16 protein-coding genes and 1 riboswitch are annotated in these 16,651 nt (G+C 74.0%); of the genes, 8 read left to right on the top strand and 8 right to left on the bottom strand.

Annotation, left to right across the window (positions count from 1 at the left end; translation table 11 throughout):
- The first annotated feature begins 73 nt into the window (after positions 1 to 73).
- The 6 genes from AC6H2I_RS27110 (at position 74) to AC6H2I_RS27085 (ending at position 8,886) form a co-directional block, all read left to right on the top strand.
- A complete protein-coding gene (locus AC6H2I_RS27110; RefSeq protein WP_497503897.1) occupies positions 74 to 397 on the top strand; it encodes a CU044_2847 family protein in 324 nt (107 codons plus the stop codon).
- The gene (locus AC6H2I_RS27105; RefSeq protein ID WP_497503896.1) at positions 315 to 4,478 is read left to right on the top strand and encodes an nSTAND1 domain-containing NTPase; all 4,164 of its coding nucleotides are present in this window, start codon (positions 315 to 317) and stop codon (positions 4,476 to 4,478) included. The genes AC6H2I_RS27110 and AC6H2I_RS27105 overlap by 83 nt, the downstream gene beginning before the upstream one ends.
- A gap of 142 nt (positions 4,479 to 4,620) precedes the next feature.
- Positions 4,621 to 4,733: riboswitch (TPP riboswitch) on the top strand.
- Positions 4,734 to 4,835: 102 nt separating this feature from the next.
- Positions 4,836 to 6,686 carry a phosphomethylpyrimidine synthase ThiC gene (gene thiC / locus AC6H2I_RS27100; protein ID WP_497503895.1) on the top strand — a complete coding sequence of 617 codons (1,851 nt, stop codon included), beginning with the start codon at positions 4,836 to 4,838 and terminating at the stop codon, positions 6,684 to 6,686.
- A gap of 12 nt (positions 6,687 to 6,698) precedes the next feature.
- The gene (thiO, locus tag AC6H2I_RS27095) at positions 6,699 to 7,889 is read left to right on the top strand and encodes a glycine oxidase ThiO (RefSeq protein WP_497503894.1); all 1,191 of its coding nucleotides are present in this window, start codon (positions 6,699 to 6,701) and stop codon (positions 7,887 to 7,889) included.
- Complete coding sequence (gene thiS, locus AC6H2I_RS27090; RefSeq protein ID WP_497503893.1) at positions 7,886 to 8,101, top strand: sulfur carrier protein ThiS; 216 nt, start codon at positions 7,886 to 7,888, stop codon at positions 8,099 to 8,101. Before thiO ends, thiS begins: the two co-directional genes overlap by 4 nt.
- Positions 8,102 to 8,112: 11 nt before the next feature.
- Entirely contained in the window at positions 8,113 to 8,886 is a 774-nt protein-coding gene (locus tag AC6H2I_RS27085; RefSeq protein ID WP_497503892.1) for a thiazole synthase, read from the top strand.
- 75 nt (positions 8,887 to 8,961) lie between these two features.
- Here AC6H2I_RS27085 and AC6H2I_RS27080 read toward each other — a convergent pair whose 3' ends face one another.
- Both AC6H2I_RS27080 and AC6H2I_RS27075 read right to left on the bottom strand, forming a co-directional pair.
- Entirely contained in the window at positions 8,962 to 9,168 is a 207-nt protein-coding gene (locus tag AC6H2I_RS27080; protein ID WP_497503891.1) for a hypothetical protein, read from the bottom strand.
- A gap of 120 nt (positions 9,169 to 9,288) precedes the next feature.
- Positions 9,289 to 9,729, bottom strand: a complete 441-nt coding sequence (locus AC6H2I_RS27075; protein ID WP_497503890.1) for a hypothetical protein — start codon at positions 9,727 to 9,729, stop codon at positions 9,289 to 9,291.
- Positions 9,730 to 9,911: 182 nt separating this feature from the next.
- Between AC6H2I_RS27075 and AC6H2I_RS27070 the strand changes: the two genes are divergently transcribed.
- The gene (locus tag AC6H2I_RS27070; protein ID WP_497503889.1) at positions 9,912 to 10,604 is read left to right on the top strand and encodes a thiamine phosphate synthase; all 693 of its coding nucleotides are present in this window, start codon (positions 9,912 to 9,914) and stop codon (positions 10,602 to 10,604) included.
- 64 nt (positions 10,605 to 10,668) lie between these two features.
- On the opposite strand, the gene AC6H2I_RS27065 is transcribed toward AC6H2I_RS27070, so the two are convergent.
- Positions 10,669 to 10,809, bottom strand: a complete 141-nt coding sequence (locus AC6H2I_RS27065) for a hypothetical protein (RefSeq protein ID WP_497503888.1) — start codon at positions 10,807 to 10,809, stop codon at positions 10,669 to 10,671.
- Between the two features lie 207 nt (positions 10,810 to 11,016).
- Here AC6H2I_RS27065 and pyk point away from each other — a divergent pair, with 207 nt between their 5' ends.
- Positions 11,017 to 12,486, top strand: coding sequence for a pyruvate kinase (gene pyk, locus AC6H2I_RS27060; protein ID WP_497503887.1), 1,470 nt, complete (start codon positions 11,017 to 11,019; stop codon positions 12,484 to 12,486).
- A 70-nt stretch (positions 12,487 to 12,556) separates the two neighbouring features.
- Here pyk and AC6H2I_RS27055 read toward each other — a convergent pair whose 3' ends face one another.
- From AC6H2I_RS27055 to AC6H2I_RS27035, 5 genes are all read right to left on the bottom strand, one after another.
- Positions 12,557 to 13,243: a GntR family transcriptional regulator gene (locus AC6H2I_RS27055; protein WP_497503886.1), complete on the bottom strand. Its 687-nt coding sequence runs from the start codon at positions 13,241 to 13,243 to the stop codon at positions 12,557 to 12,559.
- A 223-nt stretch (positions 13,244 to 13,466) separates the two neighbouring features.
- Positions 13,467 to 14,840, bottom strand: a complete 1,374-nt coding sequence (locus tag AC6H2I_RS27050; protein WP_497503885.1) for a PepSY-associated TM helix domain-containing protein — start codon at positions 14,838 to 14,840, stop codon at positions 13,467 to 13,469.
- Between the two features lie 104 nt (positions 14,841 to 14,944).
- Positions 14,945 to 15,349 (bottom strand): hypothetical protein, encoded by a 405-nt coding sequence (locus tag AC6H2I_RS27045; protein ID WP_497503884.1) that lies wholly within the window; start codon positions 15,347 to 15,349, stop codon positions 14,945 to 14,947.
- Positions 15,350 to 15,436: 87 nt separating this feature from the next.
- Positions 15,437 to 16,435, bottom strand: coding sequence for an NAD(P)H-quinone oxidoreductase (locus AC6H2I_RS27040; RefSeq protein ID WP_497503883.1), 999 nt, complete (start codon positions 16,433 to 16,435; stop codon positions 15,437 to 15,439).
- Between the two features lie 105 nt (positions 16,436 to 16,540).
- Positions 16,541 to 16,651: NAD(P)(+) transhydrogenase (Re/Si-specific) subunit beta (locus tag AC6H2I_RS27035; RefSeq protein WP_497503291.1), on the bottom strand; the 111-nt coding region annotated here is incomplete at its 5' end.

Raw genomic sequence — 16,651 nt, 5'->3', positions numbered from 1 at the left:
ACCGGTCCCCGGGCGGACGCGACCGTCGCGGGATTCTGTTTCGAGGGGCCGGCGGTGAGAGGGGAGCCCTTCCATGTCCGGTGTCGCGCTGGTGCAGTTCCCGTCGGGAAACGGGTCCGTGGTGGTGGAGATCCAGGCGGACGGCGCCGACTATCTGCCGGCGTCGTCCGGCAATCCGGAGGTCCGCGTGGCGGGCGAAACGTTCCACGAGGCGCTGGCCGGGCTCGACCCCATCGTGGACTCGGTGGTGGAGCGGATCGAGCGGTTTTCCGTCAGCACGGCGACCGTGGAATTCGGCATCAAGTTGACCGCCAATGCCGGCGTGGTGCTGGCCTCCGCCGGGACCGAGGGGCATTTCAAACTCACGCTCACCTGGACGCGCACCGTCGATGCATGACCGCGCGGTGGTCCGTGTCTGGCGGGACACGGCGGTGGTGGGCGGTGGCTTCCTGGCGGCGCGAGGCATCGTTCTGACGTGCGCGCATGTGGTGGCCAAGGCCCTGGCCATCGGCGAAGGGCCGCCGCCGGACGGCGCCGTGGTTCAGATCGATTTTCCCCTGGCGGCACCCGGCGGCAGACTGCCGGCGCATATCCGGCGGTGGCGGCCGTCCGGTCATGACGTGGCGGTGCTTGCCCTCGCGGCGGAGAGCCTGCCGGACGTTGCCCCCGCATCACTGGTCGCCATGCCTGCGGCGTCTGGCACCCTCTTTGCCGCTCTCGGCTTTCCCAGAGGGTTCGGCGCTGGCCGGCGTGAGCGGGGGGAGGTGATCGGTCCGAACGCCGATGGGCTGCTGGAAATCCGGCCCGAACGGGCCGACTCGCACGTCTACTTCGTGGAGCAGGGGTTTTCCGGCACGCCGGCCTTCGGCGGCTTCGGGGTCGTCGGGATGGTGGTTGCCACGGGACCGGAACCGGAGCACCGCCTTGCGTATCTGATCCCGGTCCCAAGCCTGGAACAGGCGTGGCCGGCGCTGGCGCGCCCCTACCGGGGACTGGCACCCTTCGACGCGGCCTCGGCGCGCTGGTTCCGCGGCCGGGACGAGTTCGTGCGGCGCATCCTCGACCGTGTGGAGCGGGAGCCGGTTGTCGTGGTGGTCGGCTCCTCCGGCTCCGGCAAGTCGTCGGTGGTGCGGGCGGGCGTGGCGCCGGCCCTGACGGCGCGGGGATGGCGGGTCGCCACCTGCCGCATCGGCACGCACCCCTTCCGGTCGATGGCGCAGGCCCTGGTCGATCACCTGTACCTGTGCCGCTCCTCCGGCGACCGGACCGACCACGCCGCCACCCTGGCGCACCACCTTGCCCAGGCGGGGCCGCAGGGGTTGGAGCACATCGACGGGTTGCTGGAGACCGGTGTCCGCCTGCTCGTCGTCCTGGACCAGTTCGAGGAACTGGTGACGCGCACCGACGAGGCCGAACGGGCGGCGTTCGATGCCTTCCTGTGCCATCTCATCGGGCGCGGTGCGGGCAGTGGCCTGCGGGTGGTCGTCACCTTGCGGTCCGACTATGCGGAAGCGGTCGAGCCGCTGACCTGCGCCCGCCATCTGCTGAACGACGCGCAGGTGCGCCTGACGCCCATGAGCCGGCAGGAACTCGTGCAGGCGGTGCGGGGACCGGCCGACGACCTGGGCGTCCGTTTCGCCGACGGCATCGATGGGGACCTGATCGGCCAGGTCACCCGGACGCCGGCCCTGCTGCCGCTGCTGCAATACACCTTGCAGGAACTGTGGCGGACGCTGGACGACGCGACCATCACGGACGCCGCGTTGCAGGATCTCGGCGGGCTGGACGGTGTGCTGGGGCGGCGCGCCGACGCGGTGTTGCAGGCGCTGGGCGAGGCCCAGCGCGCGGCGGCGCGGCGCCTCTTCACCCGTCACCTCGTCAACCTCACCGAGGGCGGGGTGGGTCACGACACCAAGCGCACGGCAACGCGCACGGAGGTGGGCGAGGCGTTGTGGACGGTGGCCGGGGCCTTCGCCGCCGAGGGGGTCTGGCTGCTGGAAATCCACGACACCGCGAGCGGCGCCGGTGCCACGGTTGAGATCGTCCACGAGGCGCTGATCCGCAATTGGGACACCCTTCGCCACTGGCTCGACGAGGTGCGGGAGTTGCGCCTGTGGGAGGCGACGGTGGCCCGCCACAGGACGGCGGTTGGCGCCGACACCGATCTGGAGATCTGGACCCCCCGGCAGGTCGAGGAGGCCACGCGCATGCTGGCGTTCGCAGAGGTCGATCCGGCCGTTCGGACGCATGCGGAACGCCTTCTCGCGAACACCGAGGCCATGGACATCTGGGCCCGCTTGCGGTCGTTCGACCGCCATGAGGACGCCCTTAACCAGCTGCCGGCACTTCCGAACCGGGTGCGGGACGTCATGATCGGGCAATTGATGGCGAGTCCCGACTGCGCCGAGGTGTTTCTGCATTCCCCTGCCGGTACGGGGTTCGGCTTGTTGGGTGTGGACCCGGCGCGGCGCCGGCGGTTGGCGTTCTGGGTGGCCCGGTCGCCGGAAGCGGACGAGCCGTCGCCGACGCTGCGTGCCCGCTGTCTGGCGGGCATCCTGTTTGAGCTGCCCCAGAACGCGGGTGCCATTGTGGCCGCCCTGCCGGGGACGCGGGACCCCAGGCAGTGCGAGGTGCTGGGGTCAGCGCTGTCGGCCCTGGCGGGGCAGGTGCCGGACGCGGGCGGTCTGGCGGCGGACCTGCGCGCAGCCCTGCGGGAGACGGAGGACCCCTACCAATGCCGGGCGCTGGGGTTGGCGCTGTCGGACCTGGCGGGGCGGGCGTCGGACGCGGACGGTCTGGCGGCGGACCTGCGCGATGCTCTACGGGGGACAGGGGTCTCCGGGCAGTGCCGGGCGCTGGGGTCGGCGCTGTCGGCCCTGGTGGGGCGGGTGTCGGACGCGGACGGTCTGGCGGCGGCCCTGCGCGCGGATCTGCGGAGGGCGGAGGACCCCGGCCAGTGCGGGGCGCTGGGGTCGGCGCTGTCGGCCCTGGCGGGACGGGTGTCGGACGCGGACGGTCTGGCGGCGGCCCTGCGCGCGGATCTGCGGGGGACGGAGGATCCCGACCAGTGCGGAGCGCTGGGGTCGGCGCTGTCGGCCCTGGTGGGGCGGGTGTCGGACGCGGACGGTCTGGCGGCGGACCTGCGCAATGCTCTGCGGGTGACGGAGGACCCCGACCAGTGTTGGGCGCTGGGGGTGGGTCTGGCGGCTCTGGCGGGGCGGGTGTCGGACGCGGACGGTCTGGCGGCGGCCCTGCGCGATGCCCTGCGGGGGACGCGGGACCCCGACCAGTGCGGGGCGCTGGGGGCGGGTCTGGCGGCTCTGGCGGGTCGGGTGTCGGACCCGGACGCGCTGGCGGCGGCCCTGCGCGCGGATCTGCGGGGAACGGAGGACCGCAGGCAGTGCGGGGCGGTGGGGGCGGGTCTGGCGGCTCTGGCGGGGCGGGTGTCGGACGCGAACGGTCTGGCGGCGGCCCTGCGCGCCGATCTGCGGGGGGCGCGGGACCCCGGGCAGTGCGGGGCGCTGGGGGTGGGTCTGGCGGCTCTGGCGGGGCGGGTGCCGGACGGGGGCGGTCTGGCGGCGGCCCTGCTCGCGGATCTGCGGGGGACGCGGGACTCCGGGCAGTGCGAGGCGCTGGGGTCGGCGCTGTTGGCCCTGGCGGGGCGGGTGTCGGACGCGAACGGTCTGGCGGCGGCCCTGCGCGCGGATCTGCGGGAGATGCGGGACCCCGACCAGTGCCGGGCGTTGGGGGCGGGTCTGGCGGCCCTGGCGGGTCGGGTGCCGGATGCGGACGGTCTGGCTGCGGACCTGCGCGCGGATCTGCGCGGGACGGTGGACCCCGTCCGGTGCGGGGCGCTGGGGGCGGGTCTTGCGGCCCTGGCGGATCGGGTGTCGGACGCGGACGGTCTGGCTGCGGACCTGCGCGCGGTGCTGCGGGGGGAGTGGGTCACCGACCAGTGCGAGGCACTGGGGGCGGGTCTTGCGGGTCTTGCGGGTCGGGTGTCGGATGCAGACGGTCTGGCGGCGGCCCTGCGCGCGGATCTGCGGGGGGCAGAGTACCCCGACCAGTGCCGGGCGCTGGGGTCGGGTCTGGCGGCCCTGGCGGGGCGGGCGGCGGACTCGGACGCGCTGGCGGCGGCCCTGTGCGCGGATCTGCGGGGGACGCGGGACCCCGGGCGGTGCGGGGCGCTGGGGTCGGCGCTGTTGGCCCTGGCGGGGCGGGTGTCCGAACATGCCGCGGTCCGGGCCTACGCGGGTGCACTCGGTGTTCTGCGTCAGCCACGACTGCGCGGCGAGGGGGGTGGTCATTTCTGGATGAGCACAACATTGCCCGTTGATTTCGAGGAGAGTGCCCTGGTCGGCGCGATGAAGGGTATCTTCGGGAGCGACACCATATGGGACGCGGCGGACGCGCTACGGAAAGCTTGCCCGGACATCGATCTGTCGCGTCCATGGCCGGAGCCATTGCTGGACCGCTGAAGTCGGCTCCAAGGGTCGCGGTCGAACCGTTGCTTCACCTTCTTCACCCCGCCCCCAGATGCGTTTCGCGTCGTGGCCACCGGAGCCACGCCCCCCAGCGCCACAACGCGATTGACTTCCGCATTCCGTATGCCAAACTGACCGCGCTTCCAAGGGGAGCCCCGGCAAGGGGCTGAGATAACGCTGTACGCGCGCGTGAACCCTTCGAACCTGATCCGGGTCGTACCGGCGTAGGGAACGGAAAGCGGGGACCGTCATGCGCGCGGGCGACAGCCCGAAGGCCGGCCGTCCACCACACTCCCCACCCCCGTCACAGCACCCGGATCTCCTCGTCTCGACCGATGGAGATCCCTCGCTATGCCTGACAGCCTCACCCCCGACCGCTTCGCCGTCACCACCGGCCCGCTGCCGTCCTCCCGCAAGGTCCACGTCGCCGGCAGCCGCTTCCCCGAGCTGCGCGTCGCCATGCGCGCGATCGACCTGGAGCCGGACTGCGGCGAGCCGCCGGTGCGCGTCTACGACACCTCCGGCCCCTACAGCGACCCCGCCCACAGCGTCGACATCCGCACGGGCCTGCCCGAGCTGCGCCGCGCCTGGATCGAAGCGCGCGGCGACACCGAGGCGTACGACGGCCGCTCCGTGCGTCCCGAGGACAACGGGCTGAAGGCCGGGGAGGAAAGCCCGGTGCCGCTGTTCGACCGGGCCGGCCGCCGGCCCCAGCGGGCCCGGGCGGGGGGCAACGTCACCCAGCTCCACTACGCCCGCGCCGGCATCGTCACGCCGGAGATGGAGTACGTGGCGATCCGCGAGAACCTCGGCCGCGCCCGCGCCGCGGAGGCCGCGGCCCGCGACGGCGAGAGCTTCGGCGCCAGCATCCCCGACTACGTCACGCCGGAGTTCGTGCGCGACGAGGTGGCGCGCGGCCGCGCCATCATCCCCTGCAACGTCAACCACCCCGAATCCGAGCCGATGATCATCGGCCGCAACTTCCTCACCAAGATCAACGCCAACATCGGCAACTCCGCGGTGCTGTCCTCGGTCGCCGACGAGGTCGACAAGCTGGTCTGGGGCATCCGCTGGGGCGCCGACACGGTGATGGACCTGTCCACCGGGCGCAACATCCACACCATCCGCGAATGGATCGTGCGCAACGCCCCCGTGCCCATCGGCACGGTGCCGATCTACCAGGCGCTGGAGAAGGTGAACGGCAAGGCCGAGGACCTGAGCTGGGAGATCGTCCGCGACACCCTGATCGAGCAGGCCGAGCAGGGGGTGGACTACTTCACCATCCACGCCGGCGTCCGCCTCGCCCACATCCCGCTGACGGCGCGCCGCGTCACCGGCATCGTCTCGCGCGGCGGCTCGATCCTCGCGAAGTGGTGCCTGGCCCACCACCAGGAGAATTTCCTCTACACCCACTTCGAGGAGATCTGCGCGATCATGAAGGCGTACGACGTCGCCTTCTCGCTGGGCGACGGGCTGCGCCCGGGCTCGATCGCCGACGCCAACGACGCCGCCCAGTTCGCCGAGCTGGAGACCCTGGGCGAGCTGACCCGGATCGCCTGGGCCCACGACGTCCAGGTGATGATCGAGGGGCCGGGCCACGTCCCCATGCACAAGATCAAGGCCAACATGGACAAGCAGCTGGCCGTGTGCGGCGAGGCGCCGTTCTACACCCTGGGGCCGCTGACCACCGACATAGCACCCGGCTACGACCACATCACCAGCGGCATCGGCGCGGCGATGATCGGCTGGTTCGGCACCGCCATGCTCTGCTACGTCACGCCCAAGGAGCATCTCGGCCTGCCCGACCGCAACGACGTGAAGGTCGGCGTGGTCACCTACAAGATCGCCGCCCACGCCGCCGACCTGGCCAAGGGCCTGCCGGCCGCCCAGGAGCGCGACGACGCCCTGTCGCGGGCCCGCTTCGAGTTCCGCTGGCGCGACCAGTTCAACCTGGCGCTGGACCCCGAGACGGCGCGCGACTACCACGACCAGACCCTGCCGGCGGAGGGCGCCAAGATCGCGCATTTCTGCTCCATGTGCGGGCCCAAGTTCTGCTCCATGAAGATCTCCCAGGAGGTGCGCGACGCCGCCGCCCGCGACGCCGCGGCCGCGGGCATGGCCGGCATGTCCGAGGCGTTCCGGGCGCGAGGTGGCGAGATCTACCTGCCCGCCGCCGAGACGACTGCCGACACGGCCGGCTGAGGGAGGCGCACCATGGAGCGATGGTTGGACGGACGCGGCCTGCCCGCGTCCGAACGGCCCGCCGTGGCGGTGATCGGGGCCGGCATCGTCGGCCTCGGCATCGCCTGGCGGCTTGCCGGGGCCGGCTGCCGGGTCGACGTGTTCGACGCCGGGGCGGCCGGGCAGGGGGCGACCCGGGCGGCGGCCGGCATGCTCGCCGCCAACGTCGAGGCCGAGCCGGGGGAGCAGGCGCTGCTGCCGCTCAGCCGCCTCAGCCAGTCCCTGTGGCCGGGCTTCGCCGCGGCGCTGGAGGCCGCCTCGGGCCAGGAGGTCGGGCTGCGGCGGGAGGGCACCCTGGTGGTCGCCCAGACCGCCGACGACCTCGCGCGCCTGCGCCACCACGCTGCCTACGGCCGCACCCTCGGCCTGGCGGTGGAGTGGCTGAACGGCGCCGAGGCGCTGCGGCGCGAGCCGCACCTGCGCCCCGGCATCGGCGGCGCCCTGTTCGGCCCGGAGGACGGGCAGGTCGACAACCGGGCGGTGGCCGCTGCCCTGGTCACCGCGCTGCGCCGCGCCGGCGGCACCCTGCACGAGGGGCGCCGGGTGGCCGAGGTGCTGGTGGAGCGCGGCCGCGCCGCCGGCGTCGCCGTGGAGGACGGGGCCGGCGGCCGGGTGCGCCACGCCGCCGACCGGGTGGTGCTGGCGGCCGGGGCGTGGTCGCGCGCCGTGCCCGGCGTGCCGGCCGAGGCGCTGCCGCCGGTGCGCCCGGTCAAGGGGCAGATGCTGTCGCTGGCCATGGACCCGGCGGCACCCCTGCTGAGCCACGTGGTGTGGACGCCCGACACCTATCTGGTGCCGCGCCGCGACGGCACCCTGATCGTCGGCGCCACGGTGGAGGAGCGCGGCTTCGACGACCGGCTCACCGCCGGTGGCGTGTATTCCCTGCTGGAGGGGGCGTGGCGCGCCGTGCCGGGGGTCGAGGAGCTGCCGATCCGCGAGATGTGGGTCGGCTTCCGCCCGGGCAGCCGCGACGACATGCCGGTGCTGGGCCCCACCCCGGTGCCCGGGCTGGTGCTGGCCACCGGCCACCACCGCAACGGCATCCTGCTGGCCCCGGTCACCGCCGACACGATGGCCCGCCACGTGCTGACCGGCGCGGTGGACGCGGCGATCCGGCCGTTCGGCCTCGACCGCTTCGCCGCATCGGCGGGGGGTGCGGCATGACCGGCGCCACCTTGCGGGTCAACGGCACGGCCCGGCCGCTGCCGGCCGACGCCACCCTGGCCGGGGTCGCCCGCGCCCAGGGACTGGAGCCGGGGCGGCGCGGGGTCGCCGCCGCCCTCAACGCCCGCGTCGTTCCCGCCCGCCTGTGGGCGGAGACCCCGGTCACGGCCGGCGACGACGTGGAATTCGTGCACGCCCTCCAGGGCGGCTGAGGAGGTCCGACATGGACGACACCCTGACCATCGCCGGACGCGCCCTGCGCTCCCGCCTCTTCCTCGGCACCGCCGGGTATCCCAACCAGAAGACCATGCTCGACGCCCTGAGCGCCGGCGGCGCCGAGCTGGTCACCGTCTCGATCCGCCGCATCAGCCTCGACGGCTACGCCGAGAGCCTGGTCGACGTGCTGGCCGGGCGCGGCGTGCGGCTGCTGCCCAACACCGCGGGCTGCGCCACCGCCCGCGACGCGGTGCTGACCGCCCGGCTGGCCCGCGAGGCGCTGGGCACGGACTGGGTCAAGCTGGAGATCATCGGCGACCGCGAGACCCTCTACCCCGACGTCGAGCAGCTGCTGCGCGCCACCGCGGAGCTGGTGGACGACGGCTTCATCGTCCTGCCCTACTGCAACGACGATCCCGTGACCTGCCGCAAGCTGGCCGACGCCGGGGCGGCGGCGGTGATGCCGCTGGGCGCCCCCATCGGCACGGGGCTGGGGATTTGCAACCCCCACGCCATCGAGACGATCTGCGCCCGCAGCCCGGTGCCGGTGGTGCTGGACGCCGGCATCGGCACCGCGTCGGACGCCGCCCTGGCCATGGAGCTGGGTTGTTCGGCGGTGCTGCTGAACACGGCGGTCGCCAAGGCCTGGGACCCCGCCGCCATGGCCGGGGCCATGCGCGACGCGGTGGCGGCCGGCCGGGCCGCGCGGCGGGCCGGGCGCATTCCCAGGCGCACCCAGGCCGAGGCGTCGAGCCCGCAACTGGGGCTCATCGGCGGCTGACGGGCGCTCCGGCGGACGGGTGACCGGAGCCGCGGCCGGTCGGACCGTGTACCGGACCCGGACCGCGTGCCGGGCTCAGAACGCGTACCAGACGAGGCCGTGCAGCGGCCCCTCGCCCAGCGCGCCGGTGGTCATCAGCAGCGCCTGGCCGACGGCGGCGGCCAGCGCCCAGGCCAGCAGCCGCGGCAGCGCGCCGTCGGGGCGGTCGGCGGCCGCCTCCCGGCGGCCATGGCGCCGCCCCTGTGGGATGGCCGGACGCGCCGGCCGATGCATGGGCTCCATGGGGCTCCTCCCTCGCCGGGTCGGTCGCCGGATCCGCCGCCCGGACCCGTGCGAACACGGCCAAGTGTGGACCCCCGGCAAATCGTTTGCAACACCGACCATCGGCGCCGCGGAGCGATGTCAGGCGACCATCGCCGCCGGAGGGTCGGGGGGCGCGGAGTCCCGCGCCGGCGCGCCGGCGAACAGGGCGAGATCGCCGGCCACGTGCTCGCCGATCCAGTCGCGCAGCAGGATCACGGCCTGGCGGCGGTCGCCCTCGTTGCGCAGGCAGGCCTCGACCGCCTCGGCGATGCGGCGGAAGGCGCGGCGGGCGAGCGACCGCTGCGGCGGCGCGGCCAGGCCGCGGTGGGCGATCAGCCGGTCCTCGCGGGCGAGATGGCTGCGGATGTGCGAGGCGAGCGTGTCGAACGCGCCGCCGGCGCAGGCCGCCGAGACTCGCGATTCCATCGCCCGGGAAAAGTCGTTGTAGAGCATGAACATCACCTGATGCTCGCCGTCGCAGATGGCCTCGCCCGTCGCGCACCGGCCGTCCCAGACCAATCGTGACGTCGGGTGTCCCATGGCTTCCCCTCCAGCCGGTGCGGGCGACACCGTCGTTCCGCCGGTGCGCGAGTATTGCCGTGCGCACCGGCGTGTACTTGATGCTGGCACCCGGTTGTTGGCAACGTCAACAGTTTCCAACGCCAGGTATCAATGTATACGGTATAACCGCCCCTGGCCGCGTATACGGAATCCGCAACACCATGACCTCGCCGGCCCCGCTGCTCGTCATCACCGACCGCCACCAGGCCTGCCTGCCCCTGCCGGAGCTGGCGGAGCGCCTGTTCGCCGCCGGGCTGCGCTGGCTGTCGGTGCGCGACAAGGACCTGCCGGCGGCCGAACGCCTGGCGCTGGCGGGGGCGCTGGCGGTGCGGGCGCGGCGGTGGGGGGCGGTGCTGACCCTGCACGGCGACATCGAGCTGGCCCTGGCGGCCGGCGCCGGCGGGGTGCACCTGCCGGATGGGGCCCCGGCGGCGCCGGCAGCAGGGGCGGCAGCAGGGGCGGCAGCAGGGGCGGCGGGCCGGCCGGGCGACGGGGTGGCACGGGCGCGGGCCCTGCTGGGGCCGGACGCGCTGGTCGGCGTGTCGGCGCACGACGCCGCCGGGCTGGCCGCGGCGGCGCGGGCGGGCGCCGACTACGCCACCCTGTCGCCGGTGTTCCCGACGCCCAGCAAGCCGGGATACGGGCCGCCGCTGGGCCTGGGCGGTCTGCGCGCCCTGGCGTCCCCGGCCCCGCTGCCGGTGGTCGCGCTGGGCGGCATCGACGCCGGCAACGCCCCGGCGGTGCTGGGTTCGGGCGCCGCCGGGGTGGCCGTGATGGGGGAGGCGATGCGCGGGCCCGACCCCGCGGCGGCGGTGGCGCGGCTGCTGGCGGCGGTCGGCCGCGCCGCACCGTGAGCGGCGGCCCGCGCGGCGACGCGGGCGCACGGCCGGCGGGGCCGCGCTTAAGCCGGGGCCGCGATCAAAAGGTGTACCAGAAGGAGCTCCACAGCGGCGCGGCGTCGATCACGCCGGTGGCCGCCAGCACCGCCTGACCGACCGCGGCGAGGGCGCCGAACGCCAGCAGCCGCAGCACGACCCGGGTGGTGCGGTGGGGGGTCATCGGCGGTCCTCCGTGCGGCAGCGGGCCCGTCGCGGGCGCGGTTCCGCCATGGGACGCCCCGGGGGGCGGGGCGGTCAACGCGCCCCGTCGGACGGTTGCGTGATATTCCGGTGGACGGAATTTTGCGGGTGCGGGGTTGTCGCCCCGGGGTGCGGGGATCACCATGCCAGCCGAACGACAGACACCCGACAGGATGGAGGCGAGGCGATGCCCCGCGGACGCAGCACGAAGATCGTGGCCACGCTGGGCCCGGCCAGTTCGACCTACGACCGCATCCACGCCCTCGCCGAGGCCGGGGTGGATGTCTTCCGCCTGAACGCCAGCCACGGCACCCAGGCCGAGCACGCCCAGCGCTACCGCACCATCCGCGAGGTCGAGACCGCCGTCGGCCGCCCGATCGGCGTCCTGCTGGACCTCCAGGGGCCCAAGCTGCGGGTCGGCACCTTCGCCAACGGTCCGGTGGAGCTGGTCAAGGGCCACCGCTTCCGCCTCGACCTCGACCCGACGCCGGGCGGCAAGGGGCGCGTCTGCCTGCCCCATCCGGAGATCTTCGCGGCGCTGGCCGCCGGGGTCGACCTGCTGCTCAACGATGGCCGTATCCGCCTGCGGGTCGACAGCTTCGGGCCGGATTTCGCGGAAACCGAGGTCATGGTCGGCGGCGTGCTGTCCGACCGCAAGGGCGTCAACGTGCCGGGCGTGGCGCTGGCGCTCAGCGCGCTGTCGGAGAAGGACCGCAGCGATCTCGCCTTCGGGCTGACCCTGGGGGTCGACTGGATCGGCCTCAGCTTCGTGCAGCGCCCGGAGGACATCCTGGAGGCGCGCGAGCTGATCGGCGACAAGGCGCAGATCATCACCAAGATCGAGAAGCCGGCCGCGCTGCCGCACCTGACCGAGATCATCCGCCAGTCCGACGCCGTCATGGTGGCGCGCGGCGATCTCGGCGTGGAGCTGCCGCCGGAGGACGTGCCGGGCCTGCAGAAGCGGATGATCCGCATCAGCCGCTCGCTGGGCCGCCCGGTGATCGTCGCCACCCAGATGCTGGAATCGATGATCTCGGAGCCGACGCCGACCCGCGCCGAGGCCTCCGACGTCGCGACCGCCGTCTACGACGGCGCCGACGCGGTGATGCTGTCGGCGGAGAGCGCGTCGGGCCAGTTCCCGATCGAGACGGTGGCGATGATGAACCGCATCGTCAGCCGGGTCGAGCGCGACCCGCTGTACCGCACCATCATGGACGCCGAGCACCCGGCGCCCGAGCCGACCACCGCCGACGCCATGTCCGCGGCGGCCCGCCAGGTGGCGGAGACCATCTCCGCGGCCGCCATCGTGACCTTCACCAGCACCGGCTCCACCGCGCTGCGCGCGGCGCGCGAGCGACCGACGGTGCCGATCCTCGGCCTCTCCGCCAACCCGGAGACGGCGCGGCGCCTGTCGCTCGCCTGGGGCGTGCACGCGGTGCGGACCGATGAGGTCCACAATTTCGGGCAGATGGTGGAGCGCGCCGTCCAGGTCGCCTTCGCCGAGGGCATCGGCCTGCCCGGCGAATCCGTGGTGATCACCGCCGGCTACCCGTTCGCCACGCCGGGCACCACCAACAGCATGCGGGTTGTCGCCATCCGCGAGCCCGACGCGGCGGCGGCGGCAACCGGAGCCGCCGAGCCCGTCGCCTCGGCCTGACGCCGCGCCGCCCTGCGTCCCGCCGCCCCCTCCCCGCCGGAGAGGGGGCGGCGGGACGCAGGGCGGCCGCTCAGAGGAAGTCGCAGTGGGTGGCGACGTGCTCGGCGAGGCCCAGGGTGTGGTCGCGCACCAGCCGCTCCGCCTCGTCGGGGTCGCGGGCCTCCAGCGCCTTGATGATCGCCTTGTGCTCCTGGATCGAGCGTTCGGCCCGGTTCTCCTGGCCGATGGTCATCTTGCGGATGGCCCGGACGTGGATGAACAGGTTGTCCGTCATCTCCTGCAGCAGGACCGAGCCGCTGAGGCGGATGATGTTCTTGTGGAAGGCGATGTTGGCGTCGGAGTACTCGGTCACGTGCTCCATCGGGCTGCTGCCCTCGAAGTCGCGGAACAGCTCCCACAGGGCGTGGATGTCGTCGTCCGACGCGCGCTGCGCGGCCAGCCGCGCCGCCATGCTCTCCAGCGCCGCCCAGGCCTGGATCATCTCGACGATCTCGACCTTGGTCTTGCGCACCACGAACACGCCGCGGCGCGGCAGCAGGCGGATGAAGCCCTCCTGCTCCAGGAGCGTCAAAGCCTCGCGGATCGGCGTCCGGCTGACGCCGAGCAGATCGCTGAGTTGCCGCTCCTCCAGCCGGATCTCCTCGGCGTGGTCGTAGATGTCCATCTCCATGATCGCCTGCTTCAGCGCGTGATAGACTTGGCTGCGGAACGTGGTTCCGGTGTCGAGCGGCTGGACCTTCAGAGACAGCGCGTTCATCGGCGTCCGTTTCCTTGTACGGCCGGACCCCTGTCCGGCGAATCTTGAATTCAATACACCAGATGCACAATCTGGGCCAAAAAGTCCAGGGAAGTTTGCCCGGCGCGGCACCGAATCGCGGCGGCGGCCGTGGCCGTACGCCCGATGGATGGCGGCCGGACGGCGGAGGAGGGCGCGTACGCCGCCCGCGGGTGACGCGTACGCTCCCTCCCCCCCGGGCTCGTCAGCCCGTGGCCGTCGCGCGCCGTCCCGCCCGGCGGCCCCGCCGCCCGGTAAACAGCCGGTCGAGACCGGCCATCACGACCAGCGACGCGCCGACCAGGGGAAACAGCACGCCGCCGATCGCCAGGATGGCCAGCACGCCGGCCATGGCGCGGCCGTCGTGCGGCGCCGGCGGCACGCCGAGGCGGCCGGCCGGCCGCCGCTTCCACCACATCACGCCGGCCGACACCGCCAGCAGGACGATGGCCAGGCAGGCCGCCAGCAGGGCGAGCTGGTTGGCCAGCCCGAACTGCTGGCCGAGGTGGACGTTGATGCCCCATTCCAGCGCCCGGCCGAGCGGGCCGTAGTCGGCGTACCCCATGTCGATGAGCGGCCGCCCGGTGTACTGGTCGAGGTGGACGACCCGCTGCCGCGCCAGGTCGTCGGGGTAGACGGAGGCGCTGTAGACGCCGCTGGGCCCCGACGGCGGCACCAGGGTGTAGCCCTTGGCCAGGCCCAGCCCCTCCACCACGGCCACCGCCTGGTCGAGGCCGATGGGAGCGGCGGCGACGTCCACCGACCGCGGCACCCGCGCCTGCTCCAGCGACCAGGTGGTCGGGCCGGCGTGGGCGAGGTGCTCGTCCGACATGGGGACGGCGACCCGCACGCCGGCGGGGTAGCCGAAGTTGGAGCCGTTGGCCCACTGGTTGACGGCGGAGCCCCAGACCACCGACCACGGCATGCCGGTCACCGCCAGGAACAGGATGACGCCGCCGACGAACAGGCCGGTGACGGCGTGGAGGTCGCGCCAGAAGACGCGCCGCGCCGGCCCGCCGCGCACGGTGACCACGCCGCCGTCGCGGCCGCGCGGCCACCACAGGTAGATGCCGGTGGCCACCAGCAGGATCGACCAGCCGCCGACGATCTCGATCACCCCGTTGGCGACGGGACCGGCGATGGCCAGGCTGTGCAGGCGCCGGATCACCCAGGCGACCGTCCCCCGGTCGTCCAGGGTGCCGAGCACCCGGCCGTCGTAGGGATCGACGTAGACCGCCCGGCGCGCGCCGTCGGCGGCCGTGACGGTGACCTCGGCCGACGCGGTGGGCGTGGCCGGCGGCGTGTACTTGGCCAGCGTGCCGGGCTGGGCGGCCAGGGCGGCGGCGACCAGGGCGGAGGGTGCCTGGGGGGCCGCCTCGCGCGCCACCACGGCCTTGACGTCGCGGTGGACCACGGCGTCGATCTCGTCGCGGAACAGGTAGAGGGCGCCGGTGACGGCGAGCAGGACGAGGAAGGGCAGGGCGATCAGCCCGGCGTAGAAGTGCCAGCGCCAGACGGCGCGGTAGAGGTCGGTCGAACGCGCGGCGGCGTCGCCGGCCGGTGTGGACATGGCGGTCATGGTGCGGTCCCGTGCGGGCGCGCCGCGTCGCCGGCAGCCGGTGCCGGCGTGGCGGGCGCCACGGCCTGAAGGTGAACGATCGTCGGGTGGCGGGGATCGTCGGATCAGGCCGGGGGGCCGCGGGCGCCGACCGGCAGGGGGGAGCCGGCCGCGGCGACGACGGCGGTGACGGGCCAGGACGCGCGGCGGCCGGGGAGGACGGCCGGTCCGGGCAGCCCCGGCGGCACCGGCAGGGCGGCGGCGTCCGCCGCAACCCCGCGGGTGGCGCACGCCAGCAGGCACAGCGCGTCGTGGGCGGGCGTGCCGGCCGGCGCCGGGACCGCCCCGCCGGGGTCGGCGAGGCAGAGCGAGGCGGTGGAGACGAACGAGGCGGCGGCCGGTGCGGCGTGGTGGAGCGCGGCGCGCGGCGCCACCACGCCGACGAGGGCGGCCTGGAGCAGCACGAGGTACGCGCACAGGACGGCGATCCGCCCTTGCCATGCTCCCCGTCCGGGTCGGATGCCCGTCATGCCGGTCCCGTATCAAAGCCGCCGCGTCGGCACCCTTGGTAGCAGATCGTCCGCCGCCGCGCACCGCTCATGACGACCGGCGCCCGGTCAGGGGAGGGTCAGCACGATCTTGCCGATGTGCTGGTTGCTCTCCATCAACCGGTGCGCCTCGGCGGCCTCGGCCAGCGGGAAGGTGGTGTGCACCACCGGCTTGACGGCGCCCGCGGCGATCAGCGGCCAGACCCGGGCGCGCAGCTGCCCGGCCACCGCCTGCTTGTAGGCCACCGGGCGGGCGCGCAGGGTCGAGCCGGTCAGGGTCAGGCGCTTCAGCATGATCGGGAAGAAGTCGAGCTGGGCCTTGGGGCTGCGCACGAAGCCGATGCAGACGTAGCGCCCCTCGGGCGCCATGGCCTGGACGCTGCGCTGGACGTAGTCGCCACCGACGATGTCCAGCACCACGTTCACCCCGGCCCCGCCGGTCGCCTCCTTGAGGACCTCGACGAAATCCTCGGTCTCGTAGTCGATGGCCCGCTCGGCGCCGAGGTCGACGCAGGCCCGGCACTTGTCGGCGCCGCGCGCCGTGGCGTACACCGTGGCGCCGAGCGCCCGGCCGAGCTGGATCGCCGTGGTGCCGATGCCCGAGGTGCCGCCGTGCACCAGCAGCCGCTCGCCGGGCTGCAGGGCGCCGCGCTCGAACACGTTGGACCACACGGTGAAGAAGGTTTCGGGGATCGCCGCGGCCTCGGCCATGGCCATCCCGTCGGGCACGGGCAGGCACTGGGCGGCCGGGGCGGTGCAGTACTCGGCGTAGCCGCCGCCGGCGAGCAGGGCGCACACCGGGTCGCCGACCGCCCACTCCGTCACCTCCGGGCCGACGGCGGCGATCACGCCCGCGACCTCCAGGCCCGGCACGTCGCTCGCCCCCGGCGGCGGGTTGTAGCGGCCCAGGCGCTGCAGAACGTCGGGGCGGTTGACGCCGGCGGCGGCGACCTTGATCAGGACCTCGCCGGGGCCGGGCTCGGGAACCGGGCGCCGGCCGGGCACCAGCACCTCCGGCCCGCCGGGCTGGCTCACCTCGATCACGGTCATGCTGTCCGGCCGGGTCATCGCGTCATCCCTCAGTGTCCATGGTCGGGGTGGGGACAGTCCGTCGCCGGCGGTCCGGCGGGCAACCGCCCCGCCGGACCTTTTCCACGATGCGGAAAGCGCCCCTTACGCGTCCATCGACTTGACGACCTCCTCGGTGACCTTTTTGGCGTCGCCGAAGAGCATCATGGTGTTGGGGCGGAAGAACAGCTCGTTTTCGACGCCGGCGTATCCGGC

Source organism: Azospirillum sp. NS33 (genome assembly GCF_059703765.1).
The sequence above is the reverse complement of the archived record's forward strand: the minus strand, read 5'-3'. Positions and strand labels throughout refer to the sequence as shown.